This is a genomic window from Aeromonas sp. QDB03, assembly GCF_027707985.1.
Taxonomy (GTDB): Bacteria; Pseudomonadota; Gammaproteobacteria; order Enterobacterales; family Aeromonadaceae; genus Aeromonas; species Aeromonas hydrophila.
This window is the reverse complement of sequence record NZ_JAPCJG010000007.1, coordinates 150,704-171,338: the sequence shown is the minus strand read 5'-3', so window position 1 is coordinate 171,338 and position 20,635 is coordinate 150,704. Positions and strand designations below refer to the sequence as shown.

At 65.5% G+C, this 20,635-nt stretch carries 22 protein-coding genes; 13 read left to right on the top strand and 9 right to left on the bottom strand.

The features are described 5' to 3' along the window. Window positions 1-51: 51 nt before the first annotated feature. The 3 genes from rstB to trmA all read right to left on the bottom strand — a co-directional run bounded on the left by rstB (window position 52) and on the right by trmA (window position 3,487). Complete coding sequence (rstB, locus tag PG900_RS17455) at window positions 52-1,377, bottom strand: two-component system sensor histidine kinase RstB (RefSeq protein ID WP_017409702.1); 1,326 nt, start codon at window positions 1,375-1,377, stop codon at window positions 52-54. Between the two features lie 116 nt (window positions 1,378-1,493). Continuing rightward, window positions 1,494-2,204, bottom strand: coding sequence for a two-component system response regulator RstA (gene rstA / locus PG900_RS17450; RefSeq protein WP_025202500.1), 711 nt, complete (start codon window positions 2,202-2,204; stop codon window positions 1,494-1,496). Window positions 2,205-2,353: 149 nt separating this feature from the next. After that, window positions 2,354-3,487 carry a tRNA (uridine(54)-C5)-methyltransferase TrmA gene (trmA, locus tag PG900_RS17445; RefSeq protein ID WP_270799636.1) on the bottom strand — a complete coding sequence of 378 codons (1,134 nt, stop codon included), beginning with the start codon at window positions 3,485-3,487 and terminating at the stop codon, window positions 2,354-2,356. 170 nt (window positions 3,488-3,657) lie between these two features. On the opposite strand from trmA, the gene PG900_RS17440 reads away from it, so the two are divergent. From PG900_RS17440 to PG900_RS17410, 7 genes are all read left to right on the top strand, one after another. Next, a complete protein-coding gene (locus PG900_RS17440) occupies window positions 3,658-4,800 on the top strand; it encodes a DUF5610 domain-containing protein (RefSeq protein WP_016352342.1) in 1,143 nt (380 codons plus the stop codon). A gap of 87 nt (window positions 4,801-4,887) precedes the next feature. After that, a complete protein-coding gene (locus tag PG900_RS17435) occupies window positions 4,888-5,421 on the top strand; it encodes an ATP--cob(I)alamin adenosyltransferase (protein WP_270831919.1) in 534 nt (177 codons plus the stop codon). 97 nt (window positions 5,422-5,518) lie between these two features. Then, window positions 5,519-7,201: an HAD-IIIC family phosphatase gene (locus PG900_RS17430; protein ID WP_270831917.1), complete on the top strand. Its 1,683-nt coding sequence runs from the start codon at window positions 5,519-5,521 to the stop codon at window positions 7,199-7,201. Further along, window positions 7,194-7,418 (top strand): acyl carrier protein, encoded by a 225-nt coding sequence (locus tag PG900_RS17425; RefSeq protein WP_005306755.1) that lies wholly within the window; start codon window positions 7,194-7,196, stop codon window positions 7,416-7,418. Before PG900_RS17430 ends, PG900_RS17425 begins: the two co-directional genes overlap by 8 nt. Beyond that, the gene (locus PG900_RS17420; RefSeq protein WP_270831916.1) at window positions 7,415-8,179 is read left to right on the top strand and encodes an AAC(3) family N-acetyltransferase; all 765 of its coding nucleotides are present in this window, start codon (window positions 7,415-7,417) and stop codon (window positions 8,177-8,179) included. The genes PG900_RS17425 and PG900_RS17420 overlap by 4 nt, the downstream gene beginning before the upstream one ends. Further along, window positions 8,169-8,573, top strand: a complete 405-nt coding sequence (locus PG900_RS17415) for a VOC family protein (protein WP_270799652.1) — start codon at window positions 8,169-8,171, stop codon at window positions 8,571-8,573. Before PG900_RS17420 ends, PG900_RS17415 begins: the two co-directional genes overlap by 11 nt. Continuing rightward, the gene (locus tag PG900_RS17410; protein ID WP_270799655.1) at window positions 8,570-9,931 is read left to right on the top strand and encodes a DUF4910 domain-containing protein; all 1,362 of its coding nucleotides are present in this window, start codon (window positions 8,570-8,572) and stop codon (window positions 9,929-9,931) included. The genes PG900_RS17415 and PG900_RS17410 overlap by 4 nt, the downstream gene beginning before the upstream one ends. On the opposite strand, the gene PG900_RS17405 is transcribed toward PG900_RS17410, so the two are convergent. The 6 genes from PG900_RS17405 to pseF are packed head-to-tail and all read right to left on the bottom strand — an operon-like array spanning window position 9,913 to window position 15,198. Then, window positions 9,913-10,659, bottom strand: a complete 747-nt coding sequence (locus PG900_RS17405) for a class I SAM-dependent methyltransferase (RefSeq protein ID WP_257689631.1) — start codon at window positions 10,657-10,659, stop codon at window positions 9,913-9,915. The genes PG900_RS17410 and PG900_RS17405 overlap by 19 nt on opposite strands. Beyond that, window positions 10,659-10,919 carry a hypothetical protein gene (locus PG900_RS17400; RefSeq protein ID WP_010635733.1) on the bottom strand — a complete coding sequence of 87 codons (261 nt, stop codon included), beginning with the start codon at window positions 10,917-10,919 and terminating at the stop codon, window positions 10,659-10,661. The genes PG900_RS17405 and PG900_RS17400 overlap by 1 nt, the downstream gene beginning before the upstream one ends. After that, window positions 10,916-12,211, bottom strand: a complete 1,296-nt coding sequence (locus PG900_RS17395; RefSeq protein ID WP_270831914.1) for a motility associated factor glycosyltransferase family protein — start codon at window positions 12,209-12,211, stop codon at window positions 10,916-10,918. The genes PG900_RS17400 and PG900_RS17395 overlap by 4 nt, the downstream gene beginning before the upstream one ends. Continuing rightward, window positions 12,204-13,250, bottom strand: a complete 1,047-nt coding sequence (gene pseI / locus PG900_RS17390; protein WP_270799663.1) for a pseudaminic acid synthase — start codon at window positions 13,248-13,250, stop codon at window positions 12,204-12,206. Before pseI ends, PG900_RS17395 begins: the two co-directional genes overlap by 8 nt. A gap of 6 nt (window positions 13,251-13,256) precedes the next feature. Next, window positions 13,257-14,513 carry a UDP-2,4-diacetamido-2,4,6-trideoxy-beta-L-altropyranose hydrolase gene (gene pseG / locus PG900_RS17385; RefSeq protein WP_270799665.1) on the bottom strand — a complete coding sequence of 419 codons (1,257 nt, stop codon included), beginning with the start codon at window positions 14,511-14,513 and terminating at the stop codon, window positions 13,257-13,259. Beyond that, window positions 14,503-15,198, bottom strand: coding sequence for a pseudaminic acid cytidylyltransferase (gene pseF / locus PG900_RS17380; protein WP_106551486.1), 696 nt, complete (start codon window positions 15,196-15,198; stop codon window positions 14,503-14,505). The genes pseG and pseF overlap by 11 nt, the downstream gene beginning before the upstream one ends. Before the next feature lie 164 nt (window positions 15,199-15,362). Between pseF and PG900_RS17375 the strand changes: the two genes are divergently transcribed. The 6 genes from PG900_RS17375 to PG900_RS17350 are packed head-to-tail and all read left to right on the top strand — an operon-like array spanning window position 15,363 to window position 20,490. Beyond that, on the top strand, window positions 15,363-15,899 hold the full coding sequence (locus PG900_RS17375) for a GNAT family N-acetyltransferase (protein WP_077096301.1): 537 nt from the start codon (window positions 15,363-15,365) through the stop codon (window positions 15,897-15,899). Beyond that, window positions 15,896-16,129 carry an acyl carrier protein gene (locus tag PG900_RS17370; protein ID WP_005306726.1) on the top strand — a complete coding sequence of 78 codons (234 nt, stop codon included), beginning with the start codon at window positions 15,896-15,898 and terminating at the stop codon, window positions 16,127-16,129. Before PG900_RS17375 ends, PG900_RS17370 begins: the two co-directional genes overlap by 4 nt. Beyond that, window positions 16,129-16,878: an SDR family NAD(P)-dependent oxidoreductase gene (locus PG900_RS17365; protein ID WP_139705028.1), complete on the top strand. Its 750-nt coding sequence runs from the start codon at window positions 16,129-16,131 to the stop codon at window positions 16,876-16,878. The genes PG900_RS17370 and PG900_RS17365 overlap by 1 nt, the downstream gene beginning before the upstream one ends. Then, the gene (locus PG900_RS17360; protein WP_139705026.1) at window positions 16,878-18,248 is read left to right on the top strand and encodes an AMP-binding protein; all 1,371 of its coding nucleotides are present in this window, start codon (window positions 16,878-16,880) and stop codon (window positions 18,246-18,248) included. Before PG900_RS17365 ends, PG900_RS17360 begins: the two co-directional genes overlap by 1 nt. Continuing rightward, window positions 18,248-19,306 carry a LuxE/PaaK family acyltransferase gene (locus PG900_RS17355; protein ID WP_270799678.1) on the top strand — a complete coding sequence of 353 codons (1,059 nt, stop codon included), beginning with the start codon at window positions 18,248-18,250 and terminating at the stop codon, window positions 19,304-19,306. Before PG900_RS17360 ends, PG900_RS17355 begins: the two co-directional genes overlap by 1 nt. Further along, window positions 19,303-20,490 (top strand): acyl-CoA reductase, encoded by a 1,188-nt coding sequence (locus PG900_RS17350; protein WP_270799847.1) that lies wholly within the window; start codon window positions 19,303-19,305, stop codon window positions 20,488-20,490. Before PG900_RS17355 ends, PG900_RS17350 begins: the two co-directional genes overlap by 4 nt. The last annotated feature ends 145 nt before the right edge of the window (window positions 20,491-20,635 follow it).

Genomic DNA, 20,635 nt, shown 5'->3' with positions numbered 1-20,635 from the left:
CCAGTTCCTCATTCGGGTTGATGACATGGAGCGTTTCTCCATGACTTCATCCTAGGGCTGTTCGACCTGCGGTTCAGTGAGTGACTGGTGACGGTTTGTATCCAAATGTACAGGCAGCATCAGGCAGAAACGGGCACCGCTGCTGCTGGGCAGCAGCTGCACCTCACCGCCGTGGTGGCGGGCGATGCTGCGTACGATGGCCAGCCCCAGCCCGGCGCCGCCGGTGCGTCGGTCGCGGCTCTGATCCAGCCGCACGAAGGGCTCGAAGATCTGTGGTGCGAGTGCGGGATCGATGCCGGCGCCGTCGTCGGCCACCTCCAGCAGATAGAGATCCTGCTGACGCGCCATGCTGAGGGTCACCCGGCCGGCGGCGTGGCGCAGGGCGTTGCCGATGAGGTTCTCCAGCGCCCGATCCAGCAGACGAGTATCGCCGCGCCAGGGCAGGGCCATGGCCGGGCGCACGAAGTCGAGCCGCTTGTCCGGCCGCAGCGCCTGCCAGTCGGCAAGGCGGCTGCCCGCCCAGCTGCCGAGCTCCAGCTCGCTGCACTGCAGCGGCAGCTCGGGGCGATCGAGTCTGGCGTAGGTGAGCATCTCCTCGATGAGGGCGTCCAGCGCGCCGAGATCCCGCTCCAGCCCCTGCTGCTCCTCGGCCGAGGGCGCCGGATCCAGCATGGCGAGCCGGTAGCGCAGCCGCACCAGCGGGGTGCGCAGCTCGTGGGCGATGGCATCGGTCAGCTGCTTGCGGCTGGCCAGCATGGCTTGCAGCTGCTCGGTCATCTGGTCGAAGGTGCGGCCGACCCGGCCCAGGCTGCTGCCGGGCGGCAAACGGGTGCGGCAGGAGAGATCGCCGTCGCCGACCCGGCGGGCGGTCTGTTCGAGCTGTTGCAGGCCGCGCCAGTGCGGGCGCAGCCAGAGCAGGATCGGCAGCCCCAGCGAGAGACCGATGACCAGCAGCAGCCCCACGTCGACCCAGTGCAGTTCGTGCAGGTAGGAGAGATAGGGGACGGGGCCGACGATCAGCACCTGATCGGTGCCCGGAATGCGCTGCAGGAAGGTGTCATCCTCCTCGACGATGACGATGTTGCCCGCCTCCAGAAAGGCCTGATCCTCGTTGGCCAGCGGCTGGTTGGCGAGGGCGCCGATCTGCAGTGGCAGGGTGAGCTGGCGGCTCTGCTCCGCCATGCGGGCGGGCCAGTGCTCCGGCGGCAAGCGGGCCAGCTCGCCGGTGAGCAGGCCGAGGGAGCCCTGCATCATCCGCTCCAGATAGCGATCTCCCGCCCGCTCGGCGGTGACCTGATAGACCATGCCGACCAGCAGGATGGCCAGGGTGAAACAGCCGATCAGCAGCAGATAGAACTGGATAAACAGGCGGCGCATCGGGCTCTCCTCTTGCCTGGGTTGCGTCTGGGCATTGCCTTGTTGCCCCCTCATCCCCAACCCTTCTCCCGCAAGGGGAGAAGGGAGCAGAGAGCATCAAGGTCATTCGGCGGGGCTTATTCCCAGGCGTGGGGCACCAGCAGGTAGCCTTTTTGGCGCACCGTCTTGATGCGGGTCGGGTTGCTGGTATCGTCCCCCAGCTTGCGGCGCAGGCGGGAGATGGCCACGTCCATGCTGCGATCCTGGCCGTCGTAGTCGCGACCGCGCAGGCTGCGAAACAGCGCCTCCCGCCCCAGGATCTGGCCGGCGTGGCAGGCCAGCTCCCACAAGAGATCGAAATCGGCGGTGGAGAGCGGAATGCTGTCGCCGTCAAGGCGCACGTCCCGGCCCGGGCCGTCGATCTGCAGCCGGCCGAACTGCAGGCGCTGGGGCGGCGTGCTGGCGACCACGGGCTGCGGGGCCTGCTGTCCCTGCTGGCGGAACTGGACCCGCAGCCGGGCCAGCAGCACGGGGGGCGGCGTGGTCTTGAGGATGTAGTCGTTGGCGCCCAGCTCCAGGCTCAGGATCTGGTTCATGTCGCTGTCCAGCGAGGTGAGCATGACGATGGGGCCGGCAAAGCGCGGGCGCAGATCCCGGCACAGGGATAGACCATCCTGACCTGGCAGCATGATGTCGAGCAGCACCAGGTCCGGTTGCTCGGCCTCGACCCTGGCCAGCGCCCGATCGCCCCTCGGCTCCAGTAGCACCTCCATGTCGTGGCGGGCCAGCCAGCTGCTGATGAGCTGGCCTATCTCGGGATCATCTTCAACAAAAAGAATGCGTTGCATGGTGGCATGACACCCAGACTGTGGCGCGGATGCGCGTGCCGCCAGCATAGCGGCTCCGGCCGCCCCATGCACAGGGTTAAATAATCAAACAGGGCCCGCGGGCCCTGTCTTGTTTTGCTGGTCGAGCTGGGAATTATGCCCCGGCGGCATCAGCCTGCCTTGCGTTTGAGATAGACGCCGGCTTCCATATGGTGAGTCCAGGGGAATTGGTCGAACAGGGCGAAGCGGGCGATATCGTGGGTTTCGCCGAGTACTGCCATGTTGGCCTGCAGGGTCTCGGGGTTGCAGGAGATGTAGAGGATGTTGTCGTAATCCTGCACCAGCTTGACGGTGGCGTCGTCGAGGCCGGCCCGGGGCGGGTCGACGAAGATGGTGTTGCACTGGTAGGCGCCGAGATCCACCCCCTTGAGGCGGTTGAACTCCCGCTCGCCACGCATCGCCATGGTGAACTCCTCGGCCGACATGCGCAGGATGATCAGGTTGTCGACGCCGTTGGCGGCGATGTTGAACTGGGCGGAGTCCACGCTCGGCTTAGCGATCTCGGTGGCCAGCACCTTGCGGAAGTTCTGCGCCAGGGCGATGGAGAAGTTGCCGTTGCCGCAGTAGAGCTCCAGCAGGTCGCCCTCGCTCCCCTTGGTCACGTCCAGCGCCCAGCCCAGCATCTGTTCGTTGATGGCGGCGTTGGGCTGGGTGAAGCTGTTTTCCACCTGCTTGTAGACCAGCTCGCGGCCCTGCACGGTCAGCCGCTCGATGACGAACTCCTCCCCCAGGCAGATCTTCTGCTTGTGGGCGCGGCCAATCAGCTGCAGCTCGAATCCCTTGGCCCGCAGGTCGGCCTGCAGCGCTTCGGCGGCCTGCTGCCACTCGCTCTCCAGCTTGCGGTGGTAGAGCAGACTGACGCAGATCTGGCCGGACTGGGTGGAGAGGTAGTCGATCTGGAACAGCTTGCGGCGCAGCACGGGGTGCGGGCGCAGCCCCTCCAGCAGCACCGGCATCAGCTGGTTGATGAGGCGGCTGGCGGTGGGGAACTGATCGACCCGGATGATCTCCTTGGTGGCCGGCGCATACATGCAGTGGTACAGGTCGTCACCGTCGTGCCAGATGCGAAACTCGGCGCGCATCCGGTAGTGTTCGGCGGGGGAGGCGTGCACTTCCAGCGCAGGCAGGGTGAAGTCGGCAAACAACCCGCAGAGGCGCTCGCGCTTCTCGTCGAGCTGGGCCTGATAGTCGGCCGGGGTTCGAAGGGGCGCCGGGTCGGCGGAAACCTGCTGGGATTGGGTCATGATTTACCTCACATGCACACCGGTCTGGCCGGGTCGAAATCGGGGGAAGCCTGCAGCCACCCAAAGGGGCCCGATTTTAAAAGGCCGCCGCAGATTGTCCAGTATTTTGTGGTCAAGAAGTGTTCAGTCAGGCCGATAGCTGATCTACAGGCATGGTGGGAGGACACATTATGCAGATCGACGGAGTGGGCGCGGCCCAACCCAAGGGAGTGGGTGTTGCTCCCAAATCGCCCCAGCAGGCGGACTCGAAGCCGGTAAACAACGAGGACGAAGTCTCGTTGCACAAGGCGCCGAAATGGGCGCAGGTGCTGGTGCAGCAAGCGCTGCAGTTCGCGCTGGAGATCAATGGCCAGGGCTACAAGGCGCCCAAGGCACAGGATCAGCCGGAGGCGGTGACCCCGGATACCCTGTTCGACTTCCAGTCGGTGGCCGACAACGTGCTGCAGTTTGTCACCGGCCGGCTGGGGGCTGCCCGGGCCGACGGCAAGTCGGACGACAGCCTGACCGGCATGATGGAGCAGGCCCGCAAGGGGGTGGACAAGGGCTTTGGCGACGCCAGGAAGCAGCTCGGCGACTGGGCGGACAATTCCGACATCAAGACTGGCATGGATCAGAGCTACAAACTGATCCAGGAGGGGCTCGATCAGTTCGAGAAGGAGTTCTTCGGCAAGGTTTCCACCACCGACATGGGCCAGGCCGAGATGGCCAGCCGCCAGCAGGGCTCGCTGGAGATCCAGACCAAGGATGGTGACAAGGTGGTGCTGCGCTTCAACGACAGCTGGCAGACCAAGTCCCAGAAGGATGACAGCGGCAGCCAGTTCAGCCTCAAGTCGAGCCAGAGCTTCAGCTTCTCGCTGGAGGGCAATCTGAGCAGCGAGGAGATGGACTCCATCGGCAAGCTGGTCAAGGGGATCGACGATCTGGCCGGCAACTTCTTCTCCGGCAATTTCGACGACCTGTTGAAGAAGGCGGGCGAGCTGAAGCTGGATGACAGCCAGCTGGCCTCCTATTCGCTCAAGCTCAAGCAGAGCCTCAAGCTGAGCCAAACCTATCAGGGGGCGCACTCCCTGCAGGAGATGCTCAAGCCGCTGGCGGACTACCTGCCCAAGCTGGATCAGGTGCAGCAGCAGGCGGATTCTCTGCTGCCGGCATCCCAGCAGCAGGTGCTGACGCCGGCGGTGCTGGCGGCCCGTGGCCAGAGCGATCCGGCCCAGGTGGGCAGCTTCACCAGCTTCAACCAGCGGATGCTGGATGCGCTGCGGATGATCGGCCAGTTCCAGCCGGCGACGGATGCCAGCAGCAAGAGCGTCTGAACCGTTTCGAATCGAGGACCATGACCGGCCGTTTGCCAGCTCCTGCGGGGGCTGGCAAACTGGCCTTTTTCCCGATCCGGCCAGCCCATGAACCCGAAAAAGCCCAGAGACAAGCGCGAGCTTTGCTACCCCTTCATCTTCGAGACCCAGTTCCAGTGTGACTACGAGATCGCCACCGACGAGCTCTGCTGCCAGGTGGGCGCCGTGTTGTCACACCTGGCTCCGGATGCCGAGATTGCGCCCATGCAGGCGGATCTTGCGGCGTTGCAGCGGCTTATCTACAACCTCAACGGCTCGGTGCGCGGCAGGCTCGGCATCTTCGAGGAGGATCTGGCGTGGCTGAAGGGGCGTTACGATCACTACAACGAGGCGAGCCGCGGCCGGGTCACCGGTTTCGTGCTGCCGCAAGGGCCGCAGCCGATCCCGACCCTGCATCTGTGCCGCTGCGGCAGCAAGAAGGTGGTGCGGCTGCTGGTGCGGCTGGAAGAGAGCGGGGTGCGCTTCGACCCCACCCTCTATCGTTTCGCCAACCTGCTGGCCAACTTCTTCTTCGTGCTCACCGTCTACCTCAAGCAGCTGTGGCAGGTGGACGAGGTGCCCTACGTCAGCATCAACTACTGAATACGGCCAAAAAAGCTTTTGTTTTTCATGAAGATCAAACACGATCATCCCATTTGTCGGTCGCCGGGATGGTTCCGGTAGCGCAGCGGGGAAGGTCATGACCATGCTTCATCTCAGTGGCAGTTCGTTCTTGATGCCGGGCAACCTCGCCTGGCGACCCCTGGCTGAATACGGCGAAATGCAGGTGGCCCCCCATGGTCAGTGGTTGCAGACCCTGATGAACCAGAGCACCGATGCCGCGGCCGGGACCCATATCATCATCTGGCTGTGGGAAGATCTGGTGCCCGCCCGGACCCTGCAGGAGTGGGGCCGTCTGGCACAGGATGAGCAGCAGCTGGCAGTCGCTGCCTTCGTTGACGCGCTCTGCCAGCCCCTGTTGCAGCATCTGCAGCGCCGCCCGCAGGATCACCTGCTGGTGGGGGCCTGCAGTCATGCGCCGCTCTGTGTCTTTGGCCCGGCCCCTGCCGTACTCGCCGTGCTGGCCAGTGTGTTCGAGCAGCAGATGGCCCGCCTGCGCCAGCAGCAACCCGGTCTGGATGACTTGCACCTGCCGCTCTGGCTGCAACAGCATGGCCGCCAGCACTGCTTCGATCGGCGCAACCTCTATCTGATGTCCTGCCCCTTCTCCATGGCCGGTCTGGCCAGCCTGGCGCAGTGGATTCTTCCCTTGCTGCAGCGGTTGCAGCAACCCGCCCACAAGGTGCTGGTGCTCGACTGCGACAATACCCTGTGGGGCGGCGTGGTCGGCGAAGACGGTGTCGGCGGCGTCCTGCTGGGGCAGGACGGGATGGGCCGGCTCTACCAGGCCTTCCAGCAGGCGGCCAGCCACTGGCACGGGCAGGGCATAGTGCTGGCGCTCTGCTCCAAGAATCTGGCGGACGATGTGTGGCGGCTGTTTGACGAGCATCCGGGCATGGTGCTGACACGGGCGCAGATCGCTGCCGCCGAGATCGGCTGGGAGCCCAAATCCCAGGGGCTGCGGCGGCTGGCAGCCCGCCTCAATGTCGGGCTGGACAGCCTGGTCTTCTGGGATGACAGCGAGCTGGAGCGGGCCGAGGTGCAGGCCAACTGCCCCGAGGTGATGGTGATGACCCCGCCGGCCGATCTCTGGAGCTGGCCGGATGCCCTGCTGACGCTGCCGGCCCTGTGCAGTCGCCACCAGAGCCGGGATGACGGCCTGCGGCAGCACTCCTATCAGGCCCAGGCCGAGGCCGAGGCGGTGCGCCGGCAACTGGGCGACGAGCACGCCTTCCTGCGGCAATTGGCGCTGCAGGCCGACTGGCAGCCGCTCTCCCCGGGTAACCAGTTGCGAGCCGAGCAGCTCAGCCAGAAGACCAATCAGTTCAACCTCTCCGGCCGCCGTTATCAGGCGGCGGAGCTGGCCCGGCTGGCCGCCGAGGGAGGCGACGTCTGGCTGGCCGGCCTGCGAGACCGATTCGCCGAGCACGGTATGACGGCGCTGCTGGTGGTGCGCCCGCTCGACGAGGGCAGGGCGCTGCTGGATACCCTGGCCATCAGCTGCCGGGTGCTGGGGCGCGGCTTTGAATACTGGCTGCTGGCGCAACTGGCAAACCATCTGCGGGTGCAAGGCGTGAGCGAGCTGGTCATCAGCCTGGTCGCCACCACCCGCAACCAGCCGGCACGGGATTTTCTGGCGAGCCTGCCAACCCGGCCGATAACCACTCCAGCGGGGTTGTTGCCGCTGGCGGACGAGCTGTTCCTCACGCTTGATCTCTGCTCTCTTTCTCTCCCGTTTTTGGAGTTCTACGCCAATGAATGATCTTATCGCGCTGGCACACCAGCAGTTCCCCCAGGCCAGCATCAACGCACAGTCTGCCCTCGGCAGCTTTCCCGAGTGGGACTCTCTGGGTCACTTCAACCTGCTGCTGCTGGTCGAGCAGCACTATGCCGTGCGGTTCGAGCCGCAGGAGCTGGCCGAGTTGAAGAGCCTGGCCGACATCCAGCAAGCCCTGCAGAGCAAAGGGGTTGCCGTGTGAAACAGGCGCTCGAGCAGGCGCTGACCGAGCTGGGGATCCCCAGAGGCGGCGCCCTGATGGTGCACTCGGATGCCATGGTGGTGGCACAGTTTGCCGGCATGGGCAACGCCGAGGGCATCGCGGCCTTCTGGACATGCCTGGAGCAGTGGCTGGATGGACACCTGCTGGTGCCGACCTTCAGTTACAGCCCGATGGCGGACGAATGCTTCGACCCTGCGCAGACCCCGAGCAAGGTGGGCTTGATGACGGAGCTGTTCCGCCAGCGGGAAGGGGTGGTGCGCACACTGGATCCCGTCTTCAGCATGGCGATCAGCGGCCCACAGGGGCCTGCGCTGGTGGCGCGGGAGTGTCACGACTGTTTCGGCCAGGAGAGCCCGTTCGGCTGGCTGGCGGAGCAGAACGGCTGGCTGCTGGGGCTGGGTTGCCACCCCGACCGCATCACCTTCACCCACTACGTGGAGCAGCGGCTGGCCGTCTCTTATCGCTATCACAAGATGTTTGCGGGTCAGGTGCGCGTCGACGGCCGCGTGCGGGAGTGGCAGGCGGATTACTATGTGCGCGACCTGTCGCTGGCCAGCGAAATCGACCTCTCCCGGCTGGTGGCCCTGCTGCAGGAGCGGGGCGCCTGGCGCCAGACGCTGTGCCAGCGGGTGCCGGTCTGGGCGGTGTCGTGCCGCGACTTCATCCTGGCTGCCAGCGAGTTGCTGGCGGCGGCCCCATACGCCCTGATCCGGGCAGGAGGAGAACCCCATGCAGTTTGATCACATCGGACTGGTGGTGCCGGACCTGGCGAGCGGTGTGGCCTATTGCCGCGACGTGCTGGGGCTGAGCCGCTGCTCGGAGGCGGTGGAAGATCCGCTGCAACGGGTCTGGGTGCAGTTTGTGCATGACGACCATGGTCTCTGCTACGAGCTGGTCGCCCCGGCCGGCGAGGAGAGCCCGGTTGCCCAGGTGCTCAATACCCGGCGCAACGTCATCAACCACCTTGCCTATCGGGTGAACAACCTGCAGGAGAGTGCCGAACGGCTGCGCACACAGCGCCACCTGCCCCTCGGGTCCAGCCAGCCAGCCATCGCCTTTGGCGGTGCCCATGTCCAGTTTTTCCTGAGCCCGCTTGGCCACATTGTCGAATTGATCGAGGCACCCATCCCATGAGTTTTTCACCCAAGAGCGGTTATCTGCCCACCGACTGGGACGACCAGGCACAGATCGGTGAACAGCTGCATCGGCTGCTCACCCTGCTGTTTCCGCTCAATCGCAGCCTGACCGGGGACGGGGTTCGGCAGTCGCTGGCCCTGTGGCGCGAGCACTGCCTGCCCGAGCTGCAGATCCATGAAGTGGCCAGCGGTACCGAGTGCTTCGACTGGACCGTGCCTGACGAGTGGAACGTGCGGGAGGCCTACATAGTGGGGCCGGATGGACGCAGGGTGGTGGACTTCCAGGATCACAACCTGCATCTGGTCGGTTACTCGGAGCCGGTGCGCTGCACCCTCTCGCTGGCCGAGTTGCAGCCCCATCTTCACTCTCTGCCCGAGCAGCCGGACGCCATTCCCTATGTGACCTCCTACTACAAGCGCCGCTGGGGCTTCTGTCTGCCCCATCGGCTGCGAGAGGCGCTGCCGGAGGGAGAATATCAGGTGGTGATCGATGCCACCCTGGCCCCGGGCTCGCTCACCTATGGCGACTGGGTGCTGCCGGGGGAGAGCGAGCAGGAGATCCTGCTGTCGAGCTACACCTGCCACCCCTCCATGGCCAACAACGAGCTCTCCGGCCCCTGCGTCGGCGTCTTCCTGATGGCCTGGCTGGCGTCACTGCCAACACGTCGCTACAGCTACCGGCTGATGCTGGTCCCTGAAACCCTGGGGGCCATCGTCTATCTCTCCCGCCATCTGGACCAGCTCAAGCAGCGCACCCTGGCCGGGTTCAATCTGACCTGCCTTGGTGATGATCGAGGCTACTCCTTCCTGCCTTCCCGCCAAGGCAACTCGCTGGCGGATCGCATCGGTCGCCATGTGCTCGGCCATCTGGCGCCGGGCTACCAGGCTTACAGCTTCCTGGAGCGGGGCTCCAACGAGCGGCAGTTGTGCGCGCCCGGCATCGATCTGCCGGTCACCTCGGTGATGCGCAGCAGATACGGCTGTTATGCCGAGTACCACACCTCGCTCGATGACCTCTCGCTGGTGACGCCGGCCGGTCTGGCGGGCGGATTCATGGCGCTGCGCCGGGCCATCGAGTGTCTGGAGCTGGACGAGCGCTGCGAGGTCACAGTGCTGGGCGAACCCCAGCTCGGCAAGCGGGGGCTCTATCCGGATTTGTCGACCCGCTATTCGGGCTGGCAGGTGCGGGAGATGATGAATCTGCTGGCCTACAGCGACGGCAAACTGACCCTGTTCGAGATCGCCGAGATCATAGGGGCGCCGTTCTGGCGGGTGGAGCCGCTGGCGCGGATGCTGCTGGATGCCGGGCTGCTGCGTCGCCTCAGCCCGCAACCGGACTACTCGATCACCAGATAGGCTGGCCCCGGGTTGTGCGGGGTGCGACGGACGGCGTAGCGATCCAGCCCCAGCACCTCCTTGAGGGCCAGGGTCTCCCCCGGAAAGGCGGGCCAGTTGAGCTCATCGAATGCCAGCACCGATCCCTTGGTCAGGTGCGGCTTGATGAGCTCGAGGCAGCGGCGGGTCGGCTCGTAGAGATCAAAGTCAAAATAGGCCAGCGCAACCATGGTCTCCGGCTGACGAGCCAGATAGGCCGGCAGCGTCTCGGTCACATCTCCCTTCACCAGCTCATGCTTGACGATATGGTCCAGCGGACTTTCCGCCTCATGGGCGGCGAGCAGTTGGGCCAGATGCTGCTCATAGCCCGGCGTCACCCCGTAGGCACCGGGCTGGATGGCGGCGTCGCTGCCATCTTGCGGGGCGTGGGAAGGGAAACCGCTGAAGGTATCGAATCCCACCAGCTTGCGGTTGTAGTTGTAGGGTTCATACATGCCGCGAAACGAGGAGAAAAGCGCCAGGTTCTGACCCCAGCGGGTACCGAAATCCATGATGACGCCGTGGACCGGCACGATCTTCTGATACAGCTCGTGCATGAACAGGATGCGGGAGAGCGACTGGCGCTTGAGGTAGAGGCCCAGGTTGTTCTGCAGCTCGGCCGCGGGCAGCGGGCTGGCGTGCAGCAACTCGCTGAAGGTCTGACGGCGTGACAGCTCCTGCTCGGAGGCGTTGGACATGGCCTTGATCATCAGTGGTCTCCTGTGGTGGTGTCGCCGGCCGGGGTCGACAGGCAGTGCACCACTTCATATTCGAGGTAGTCGGCCAGCCCCAGCCAGTCCTGGCGTTCCTGGCACTGCAGCAGGGCGGCTACCAGCCCGGGCGGCAGGTTGCCCTGCTCGGTGAGCACCTCTTGCAGCAGTTCCGGCAATGCCTGACTCGCGGCGACCGACTGCCCCAGTCGAAACTGGTGCGCCAGGGCGGTGAGTCGGGTGATCTGGCCGTTTTTCATTGCACGTACTCCGGGTGATAGTGGCAGCCAGCGATTTCCGCGCCTTCCCGGCTGCAGTTCCAGAACTGCACCTCGGGGTGGCGCGTTATGTAGCGCTCGAGCTCGGTGCGGTAGGCGGAAAAGTTCGGATTGGTCTTGACCCGCCGGCCATGGCCGTCGAGGGCCCAGCTGAGTGCCAGCGCGGCGCTGGGGCCGAGCGCACCGTCGGCCCAGCCCGAGTGGGTGAGCTCGCCGGGAAAGGCGAAGTCGGTGCCCAGCAGGATGACCTGGTGGCAACCCATCTGCACGGCGAGATCCACGGCGGGATGAATGACGCTGCCACCCGAGTGCAGCACGCCCTTGGGGAGCGTCTGCCGCAGTTGCTGATACATGGGGCTGCGGGAGTAGGCTGTCTTGCGCGGCCCCTGCCAGGCCAGCAGGGCTGCCGTGGGAACCGTGGGGTAATAGACCAGGGTGGTCTGGGCCGACTGGGCGGCGGGCAGCCGGTTGCCGTCGATGGCGTCATCTATGGTGACGACGATGTCGGGCCGGATGCCGTGGCCAAGCAAAAACGCCAGCGCGGTATCGACGCTGATGAGCAGGTAATCCTGCCGACGGCGCTGCAACTGGGCCTGCAGGGTGGTCAGGTTGTGCTGCAGGGTCGGGCCGCTCGCCACGATCAGGGCCTGCTTGCCCTGAGCCAGACCAAACAGGGACGCCACATCGCCGTCGCTGGCCAGCAGATCGCGGTTTTCCGCCAGCCGCCGGGTGACGTCGGGGTGCTCGGCGTCGAACCTGGCCCGGGCGAACGGCAAGTCTATTTCACTCACCAGCCGGTCGCGGATGCGGGCGGCGGCATCTTCCACCAGCAGCAGCTCGGGCGGCAGGGCGAAAAAGGGCAGCCGCACCTCCCCTTCGTCGCCGGCCATCATCAGCTCGACCCTGGGGTCCGTCAGCCAGTCCTGCTGGTCCAGCAGCCGCAGCACCAGGGCAAACAGGGCGCCATTCATGATCTTCACTTCCAGCCGCTTGAGGCTGTTGCGCCCCAGCAGGGCGCGCGGCAGATCGCCGAGCCCGGTGCCGTAGAGGTGCAGCACCGGTTGCTCGGGCAGGCTGGCGGCCTGCAGCTCGGCCTCCTTCACCCGGTCGTGCCGGCTGGTGAGCTGGATGCCGTGGAGTCTGAGGGTGGAGCCGAGCCCCTCGGTCAGCTCGGCCGGCAGGCTTTCAACGTCCTGTGCCAGCAGGCGGGGCCAGAGGGCGGGCCAGCGCTGGCTGATGAGCCTGCCGTGCTGGTTGAAGAGATCATCACTCATCGTTGTCTATCCACTCCCAGCTCAGCGGTTGGTTGGCACTCAGGCTGCGGTTGACCCGCTTGCCGATGAGCCGATCGTAATCGGCGGGGGGCAGGCCAAGGGCGGGGCGCACCGACTTGATATGCTCTGCGGTGAGCGCCTCGCCGGCGGCCATCTCCTTGACCAGATAGAGGGAGCGGCGAAACGCGCGGTTGCCCTGTTCACTGGCGGTGAGTTGGTAATCGGCTACCCCGAGGGCGGCATGAGCGGTATTGACCGAGGCTACCAGCTCGGTGAGTTCGGCCGGTTCCATGGAGAAGGCGCAATCCGGCCCGCCGTCGGCGCGGGCCAGGGTGAAGTGTTTCTCGATGAGGGTCGCCCCGAGCGCGGTGGCGGCGATGGCCGTGGCCGATCCCAGGGTGTGATCGGAGAGCCCCACTTCGACCCCGAAGCGCTGGCGCAACATAGGGATGGTACGCAGGTTGTACTCAGCTGCCGGCGCCGGATAGCCGCTGACGCAGTGCAGCAGGGCCAGCTGGCCGTTGCCGTGCTTGAGCGCCATCTCGACCGCGGCGGCGATCTCGGCCTCGTTCGCCATGCCGGTGGACATGATGAGTGGCTTGCCGGTCTGGGCGGCGTAGCGGATGAGAGGCAGATCCACCAGCTCGAAGGAGGCGATCTTGTAGGCCGGGCAGTCGAGAGATTCCAGCAGATCCACCGCGCTGAAGTCGAACGGACTGCTGAAGACCGTCAGGCCCAGCTCGCGCCCTTTGGCAAACAGGGCCTGATGCCACTCCCAGGGGGTGTGCGCCCACTCATAGAGGTCATAGAGGTTGTGGCCATCCCACAAACCGCCGTGGATCTGAAATTCCGGCCGATCACTGTTGAGGGTGATGGTGTCGGGCCGATAGGTCTGCAGCTTGACCGCACTGGCCCCGGCCTCCTTGGCGGCGGTCATGATGGCCAGTGCACGCTCCAGGTTGCCGTTGTGGTTGGCCGACAGTTCGGCGATCACATAGGGAGCCTGCGCCGGGCCGATGGATTGATGGGCGATCTGCATCTGTGTTCAGACTCCTGTGCCAAGTTGCCAGCCTTGCGGCGCCGGCTGCCAAGGGGCAGGGGGCGCTATCTGCGGTGGCTCGGCAAGATAGAGGGGAAATTGGGAGAAAATTGTTTGCAAGCGATGTGCCAGCTCTTGCCACTGCGTGGGCTGAAGTGGCCGGGTGGCCTGCCATGTCAGTCGCTGGCCGTTCAGCGTCAGGGTGAGCAGCGGTTGGTCATCATGGCGTAGTTGCCACTGTTGGCCATCTGGTAACAGCTGATAATCCGATTGTTGCAGCAACCGGGCGGTGAGCCGATCCAGCCCCAACCCGTCCACCAGCTGCTGGCCACGGTGGCGGTAGTCGTCTGACTGTTGTTCAAGCCGTTGCAGAGCCTGCAGCAGTCGCTCAGGCTCGGCCAGCTCGCTCAGGGTCAGCCGCTCGGCCAGCTGAAAGCGGGCGATCACCTGGTCGTTGAACTGCTGGTTGTCGACGATGGACACCGCCAGGGTCGGCAGGCCGAGACAGGCCCGCTCCCAGGTCATGCCGCCGGCGGCGCCGATGGCGAAGTCGTGCCGGCTCATCAGGTCGGCCATCTGGTCGCTCTGGCGCAGCAGCACCAAATCGAGGTCGGCCAGTTCGGCCACTCTCTGCTCCAGCTCGGGCCAGAAGGGATTGGCGCCGCCCGCCACCAGAGTCCAGCGTATGGTGCGGGCCCAGGGCAGCCGTGCCAGGCTGTTGAGGGTGATGAGGCAGGCGCCGGCCGGGTCGGCGCCGCCAAAGCAGATGAGGCCCCGTTGCCACTGACTGGCGTGTTGCCGCGCCAGCTGGCGATAGGCGGGGCGCAGCAGGGCATAATCGGTGCCCAGCAGCAGCCGGCAATCTGCGGGGGTGAGCGGCTGGTAATCGGCGGCGCGGCGCAAGGGGCCCTGATCCAGCAGCAGCTGGCAGTGGTGCGGCCGGTCGGCCAGATCATCGATTACCAGCACGCGGCCGCAGTGGGCGGCCAGCTGGGTTTCAAGCCGCTGGTCAATCTGGTAGTGATCGAACACCAGCCAATCGGGCAGCAGGCGAGGCAGGGCACCAGCGTCATCGAACGCGCTCAGGGGATGATGGTGATGGGGCCGCAGCAACGACAGCAGGTGCGCCGGCAGATCGTGGCAGAGGAAGTGGCACTCGGCCCCGGCGGCGTGCAGCCGATCGGCGATGGCCAGACAGCGCATCAGGTGGCCCAGGCCGATATCGGCGCCAGCGTCTAGCCGGAAGGCAACCTTAAACGTCATCTTGGGCCAGCACTTGATAGAGCAGTTCGGCCAGGTGCCAATCTTCCGGCGTGTCGATGTCGACCACCCTGTGCCTTGGCAATATGTGGCCGATCCCCTCTCCCCCCACCGGGCTGATCCCTCCCAGCCAGGCCGCGCGACTGCCCCAGTAGAACTGGCCGGCATCCTGATAGGCGGGCTCCAGATCCTGGGAGCGTTTCGCCATCTGCTCCGGCCAGAACGGCGTGACCCTGCCTTGCGCGTCCATGCGTACCGCCCGCTGGATCGGGAAGCCGAATTCGGCCACCGTGTAGACGAAGGGCGCCTGGCTGGCGAGCAGGCGAGCGTGGGCGACGCGCAGGTCGGCCGCCTGGATCAGCGGCACGGTGGCATAGATGCAGCAGTAGTGCTCTGCCTGGATGCCGAGCTGGTCGAGTCGCTGGATGGTGTCGATCACCACCGGGGTGGTGCCGGTATGGTCATCGGCCAGCGCGGCGCCCCGCAGGAAGGGCACGTCAGCCCCGAGGCGACGTGCCACCTCGGCGATCTCCGGGTCATCGGTGGAGACCACCACCCGACTGAAACAGCCCGAGTCTCTGGCCGCCTCAATGGCGTAGGCAATCATGGGCAAGCCGCAGAAGGGACGGATGTTCTTGCGGGGAATGCGCTTGCTGCCGCCCCGTGCCGGGATGATGGCGATGGCCATGATGCTCTCTCCCTGAGGAGCCCGACGTGGTCGACGGGCCGGATAATTGATGACAACTCGTTGATTATTTTTGAGATTATACCGAGTTTTCATCTTATATTATTGAGCTTTGCTACGGAATTGCCCGGCGATGGTCGATAACATGGGCAAGTGATGGAACGTCATTGGTATTGAACATGAGTTATGGTGTCGAATTGCGCCCGCTCCAGCCCTGGGATCTGCCTACTCTACGACGCTGGCGCAACCAGGACGAGGTGCGGTTGCAGATGGTGGAGCAGGCGCTCATCTCCCCCAGTCAGCAACGGCAGTGGTTCGTCAGCAGCCTGGAACGGCCTGACCAGCAGCACTGGGTGCTCTGGTGCCGCGGCCTGCGGGCCGGCTACGTCAACCTGAAAGGGGAGATGAGGCAGTCTTTGCTGGGGCAGCCGGTGGCGGATGCCGGCCTCTATCTGGGCCGCTCCAGCGTGCGCCACCCTATGCTGGCCGTCGCTGCCGCCCTGTCACAGCTCGATCAGGGCTTCGATACCTTCGGGCTCGGCTGCATCCGCACCCTGGTGCGCACCGGCAATGACGCCGCCCTGCGCCTCAATGCGCAGCTCGGCTATCGCCAACAGGGGCAACAGGGCGACTTCATCGCCCTCGAACTGCAGCCCGCCGACTATTATGCCGCCCGAGAACGGCTACGGAGATTTTTCAGATGACTACAGCGTTGGAACAGGTTTTTGCCGATGCCCTCGGCATCGACGTCGGCAGTGTCAGCGACCAGCTGGCCTACAACAGCATTCCCCAGTGGGACTCCGTCGCCCACATGGGCCTGATCGCCCAGCTGGAGGACTGCTACGGTGTGCTGCTCGATACCGATGACATCATCGACATGAGCTCGGTCGCCAAGGCGCGGGAGATCCTCGCCAAGTACGGGGTCGCCCTCTGATGCAGGGGTTGCTGCAAGGCAAGCGGGTGTTGATCACCGGCGCCGGGCGCGGCATCGGGCTCGCCATTGCCCGGCAATTTGCCGCGCAGGGGGCCGAGCTGTGGCTGGCGGGGCGCGACGAGGCGGCCATGAGCCGACTGGCCGATGAGCTCGGCGCCGAGTTCGGCGTGCCTTGTCAGCCGCTCTGTGTCGACGTGGCACAGCCGCAGGCGGTCAAGCAGGCCTTTCAGCAGCTGTTTGCCCAGACCCGCCAGTTGGACGTGCTGGTCAACAATGCCGGCATGCTGGAAGAGGGGCTGCTCGGTATGGTCAATCAGGCACAGCTGGAGCAGACCTTCAGTCACAACACCTTCAGCGTGGTCTATTGCAGCCAGTATGCCGCCCGCCTGATGCAGCGCAGCGGTGGCGGCAGCATCATCAATTTGGCCTCCCTGATGGGGCGGGTGGGTGCCGCCGGCCTTTGCAGCTATGCCGGCAGCAAGGCGGCGGTGATCGGCATCACCCAGTCGCTGGCCAAGGAGCTGGCCGCCAGCCGGATCCGGGTCAATGCCATCGCCCCCGGCTTCATCGACACCGAGATGGCCCACGCCATCCCGGACGACAAGTTCGCCGAGCGGCTCGCCAGCATCGCCATGGGGCGCATCGGCACGCCGGACGAAGTGGCCAAGGTGGCGCTGTTTCTCGCCTCCGACCTGGCAAGCTATGTGACCGGTCAGGTCATCGGCGTGGATGGAGGCATGACGGTCTGATGGATCACACGCACGCACTGCTCGCCCACCTGCGGGAAGACAACCTGGCGCCGGCATGGTGCGATCCGCAAGAGGGCTGGCTCTCCTACGGCGAGCTGGCACGGCGGGTGGCGCGGCTGGCGGCCAGTTATCCGGACGAGCGCAGCCTGGTCTATCTGCCCTTTTTCACCCGCACCGCCCACCTGCTGCACTATCTGGCCGCGCTCAGGCTGGGGCATGTCGTTATGCTGGCAGACCCGGCCCTCCCAGCGAGCCAGCACGATGCCAGCTGCCGGCAGTTTGGCGTGAGCTGGCGGGTCAATGACGCCGGTCAGCTGGAGCGGCTCGCCGCGACGACGCCAACCTTGCACCCGGAACTGTCAGTATTGCTGCCGACCTCGGGCAGCACCGGCAGCGCCAAGTGGGTGCGGCTGTCGGGGCGCAATCTGGCGGCCAACGCCGCCTCCATCGCCGACTATCTGGCGCTGACGACGACAGAGCGAGCCATCACCAGCCTGCCGCTGTTCTACTCCTATGGCCTCTCTGTGCTCAACAGCCATCTGCTGGTGGGCGCCTCCCTGGTGCAGCACGAAGGGAGCGTGCTGGAGCGCGACTTCTGGCAGCAGGTCGATCTGCACGAGGTGAGCAGCTTTGCCGGGGTGCCCTTTACCTATCAGATGCTGGCCCGGCTGCGCTTTGACTGGGCTCGGTATCCTTCTTTGCAGACCCTGACCCAGGCGGGGGGGCGACTCGAACCCGCGCTGGCGCGGCAGTTTGCCGAACAGGCCCTGCGGCTGGGGCGGCGCTTCTTCGTCATGTATGGCCAGACAGAGGCGACCGCGCGCATGGCCTGGCTGGCGGCGCACGAGGTGGTCACCCATCCGGATGCCATCGGCCGCGCCATTCCCGGAGGCCACTTCGCCTTGCGCGAGCTGGAGGGGGGCAAGCCCGGGGAGGGGGAGCTGGTCTATCGCGGCGACAACGTCATGTTGGGCTATGCCACTACCGTCGAGGATCTGGTGCAGGGCGCCCTGCTGCAGGAGCTGGCCACCGGCGATCTGGCTCGCAGTGACGAGGCGGGCCGCTACTACATCTGCGGCCGTCTCAGTCGTTTTCTCAAGTTGTTCGGCAAGCGGATCAGCCTGGCAGAGGTCGAGAGCCAGCTCCATCGCTGGGGCTGGTCGGGGGCGTGCGGCGGGCGTGATGACAGCCTGCTGGTGGCCGTCGAGCCTCGCGGTGACCAGCCGACCGACGGCTTGCAGCGCGAGCTGGCGCAGTGGCTGCAGGCCCCGCCGCGGGCGGTGCAGGTGGTGCAGGTGACGCAACTGCCGCGCACCGCCAATCACAAGATTGACTACGCCGCTCTGGCCAGACTGGCGGGGGAGGCGTGATGGAGCACTTGCTGAGCGCGCCGGTCTTCGCCCTGCCCCAGGCCGCCAAACAGGCGCTGCTGCTGGCGCGTCTCAACGCGCTGACTGCGTACCATCAGGCGCACTGCACGGCCTATGACAATGTGCTGCAAGCCTTCGGCTGGACAGCCGCAGCGACCGACTACGATGCGCTGCCCTACCTGGCGGCCCGGCTGTTCAAACTGGCCCAGTGGCAGAGCGTGCCGCAGAGCGAGGTGTTCAAGGTGCTCACCTCGTCGGGCACCACGGGTTCACCATCACGGATCGTGCTGGACAGGGAGACCGCCGCCCTGCAGAGTAAGGTGCTGGTGAAGATCCTGCAGGAGTTTGTCGGCAAGCAGCGCCTGCCCATGCTGCTGGTGGAGCAACCCGCCCTCATCCAGAACCGCAGCGGCTTTTCGGCGCGCGGCGCGGGCGCGCTGGGGCTCTCTTTCCTCGGCCGTGATCATACCTATGCTCTCGACGAGCAGATGCGGCCCAACTGGCCGGTGATAGAGGCTTTTTGTGACAAATATGCCGGCCAGCCGGTGCTGCTGTTCGGTTTCACCTTCATGGTCTGGCAATGCCTGCTGGAACCGCTGCGCGAGCGCGGCCTGCAACTACCGCTGACGCAGGGCATTTTGTTTCACAGCGGCGGCTGGAAGAAGCTGCAGCACCTGGCGATGGACAATCCTGCCTTCAAGGCCCGTTGCCGCGAACAGCTGGGGCTGGGTCGGGTACACAACTTCTATGGCATGGTGGAGCAGGTGGGCTCCATCTTCGTCGAGTGCGAGCAGGGACACCTGCATGCTCCCGTGTTTGCCGATGTACAGGTGCGCGATCCGCTCACCCATCAGCCGCTCGGGATTGGCAGTCCAGGCCTGCTGCAGGTGCTCTCCGCCATCCCCGGCAGTTATCCCGGCCACAGCCTGCTGAGCGAGGATCTCGGCGTGCTGCTGGGAGAGGATGACTGCCCTTGTGGCCGCCATGGCCGTTATTTTCACGTAGCGGGACGCCAGCAAGGCGCCGAGGTGAGGGGATGCAGCGACACCTTCCAATGACCCCGTCCGGGGCGACCACCGGGCTCTGGCAGGAGGGGCCGGCGGTCGGCTTCGTGGCGCCGACGGCGGGCTGGCAAACCTTCAGCCCGCAGCCCTTGCCCTGCTTTGCCCCCGTCATCTGCGACTTCGTGGCGGCGCTGTCGGCCCGCCTGCAGCAGGAGGGGCGTCGTCACCCCGATCTGGCCGCGTTCGGTTTCTGGCTGCGGCCGCGCCAGCTGGCTAGAGAACAGCTGCGCTTGCAGGGACGGGGGCCGCTGGGGGTCACCTTTCACCTGGTGCCCTCCAACGTGCCGACGGTGGCTTTCTACTCCTGGTTGGTGGCTCTGTTGATGGGCAACCCCTGCGTGGTGCGGCTGTCGTCACGCCGCGCTCCGCAGCAGGAGGCCATGCTGGCGATCCTCAACGAACTGTTCAGCCTCGGTGAATGGCAAGAGATCGCTGCCCGTACCCGCTTTATTCGCTATGAGCACGACGAGGGCATCACCGCCTGGCTGTCGGCGCGCTGCCGGCTGCGCATCATCTGGGGTGGCGACGAGACCATTCGCCAGGTGCGAGCCATTCCCCTGGCCCCCATGGCACAGGAAGTGGTGTTTCCGGATCGCCGCTCGATGGCGGTACTCGACAGCCGCTGGCTGGCCGGGCTGGAGCCGCAAGAGTGGCAACGGATGCTGGATGCCTTGCAGCAGGACTGCACCCGTTTCAACCAGCAGGCCTGCGCCTCACCAACCACCTTCTGCTGGCTGGGTGAACCCGATGAGGGACTGCGCCGCCGCTTGCTGGAAGCCCTGTTTGCTCCCTTTGCCGCCGATCCCGCCCTGGTGATGGAACGACTCATCCACAGTCAACAAAATGCCGCCGAGCAGGGAGGAATGAAGGTGACCTGCTTGCCCGGCGTCACCTTATTGACTCCGACCAGCACGCTGCGGCTCGCACACGTCGGAGGAGGTACAGTTGCCGAATTTGTGGCCGATACCCTGAATGAGCTGCTGGCACAGCCCTGGGACATGCAGACCTGCGTCTGGGTCGGCGGTGACAGGGCCGGGGTCGAAGCGGCGCTGCCGACTGCCCCCACCTGCCGGATTGACCGGGTGGTGGCGCCGGGACAGGCGCTCGCATTCGAATGGCACTGGGATGGCATCGACATGCTGCAACTGTGCAGCCGTGGCCTCAGCCGACGTGAATAATCGGGTGTGGCTCACATAAATCCCGCAGCTTCAATGGATTAGCTTGGTCAGGCATAGCTCTTGCAGTAAAACCTGACAGAGAGGGAGAAGGGTTGACAGGGACCGTGCGGTAGCCTTGCCCATTTTCTCCCATCCGCTTCTTTTC

What these genes read in the sequence shown, in the direction of transcription:
- rstB (WP_017409702.1), bottom strand. Translation starts at nt 1,377, where the DNA reads ATGCGCCGCCTGTTTATCCAGTTCTATCTGCTGCTGATCGGCTGTTTC.
- rstA (WP_025202500.1), bottom strand. Translation starts at nt 2,204, where the DNA reads ATGCAACGCATTCTTTTTGTTGAAGATGATCCCGAGATAGGCCAGCTC.
- trmA (WP_270799636.1), bottom strand. Translation starts at nt 3,487, where the DNA reads ATGACCCAATCCCAGCAGGTTTCCGCCGACCCGGCGCCCCTTCGAACC.
- PG900_RS17440 (WP_016352342.1), top strand. Translation starts at nt 3,658, where the DNA reads ATGCAGATCGACGGAGTGGGCGCGGCCCAACCCAAGGGAGTGGGTGTT.
- PG900_RS17435 (WP_270831919.1), top strand. Translation starts at nt 4,888, where the DNA reads ATGAACCCGAAAAAGCCCAGAGACAAGCGCGAGCTTTGCTACCCCTTC.
- PG900_RS17430 (WP_270831917.1), top strand. Translation starts at nt 5,519, where the DNA reads ATGACCATGCTTCATCTCAGTGGCAGTTCGTTCTTGATGCCGGGCAAC.
- PG900_RS17425 (WP_005306755.1), top strand. Translation starts at nt 7,194, where the DNA reads ATGAATGATCTTATCGCGCTGGCACACCAGCAGTTCCCCCAGGCCAGC.
- PG900_RS17415 (WP_270799652.1), top strand. Translation starts at nt 8,169, where the DNA reads ATGCAGTTTGATCACATCGGACTGGTGGTGCCGGACCTGGCGAGCGGT.
- PG900_RS17410 (WP_270799655.1), top strand. Translation starts at nt 8,570, where the DNA reads ATGAGTTTTTCACCCAAGAGCGGTTATCTGCCCACCGACTGGGACGAC.
- PG900_RS17405 (WP_257689631.1), bottom strand. Translation starts at nt 10,659, where the DNA reads ATGATCAAGGCCATGTCCAACGCCTCCGAGCAGGAGCTGTCACGCCGT.
- PG900_RS17400 (WP_010635733.1), bottom strand. Translation starts at nt 10,919, where the DNA reads ATGAAAAACGGCCAGATCACCCGACTCACCGCCCTGGCGCACCAGTTT.
- PG900_RS17395 (WP_270831914.1), bottom strand. Translation starts at nt 12,211, where the DNA reads ATGAGTGATGATCTCTTCAACCAGCACGGCAGGCTCATCAGCCAGCGC.
- pseI (WP_270799663.1), bottom strand. Translation starts at nt 13,250, where the DNA reads ATGCAGATCGCCCATCAATCCATCGGCCCGGCGCAGGCTCCCTATGTG.
- pseG (WP_270799665.1), bottom strand. Translation starts at nt 14,513, where the DNA reads ATGACGTTTAAGGTTGCCTTCCGGCTAGACGCTGGCGCCGATATCGGC.
- pseF (WP_106551486.1), bottom strand. Translation starts at nt 15,198, where the DNA reads ATGGCCATCGCCATCATCCCGGCACGGGGCGGCAGCAAGCGCATTCCC.
- PG900_RS17370 (WP_005306726.1), top strand. Translation starts at nt 15,896, where the DNA reads ATGACTACAGCGTTGGAACAGGTTTTTGCCGATGCCCTCGGCATCGAC.
- PG900_RS17365 (WP_139705028.1), top strand. Translation starts at nt 16,129, where the DNA reads ATGCAGGGGTTGCTGCAAGGCAAGCGGGTGTTGATCACCGGCGCCGGG.
- PG900_RS17360 (WP_139705026.1), top strand. Translation starts at nt 16,878, where the DNA reads ATGGATCACACGCACGCACTGCTCGCCCACCTGCGGGAAGACAACCTG.
- PG900_RS17355 (WP_270799678.1), top strand. Translation starts at nt 18,248, where the DNA reads ATGGAGCACTTGCTGAGCGCGCCGGTCTTCGCCCTGCCCCAGGCCGCC.
- PG900_RS17350 (WP_270799847.1), top strand. Translation starts at nt 19,303, where the DNA reads ATGACCCCGTCCGGGGCGACCACCGGGCTCTGGCAGGAGGGGCCGGCG.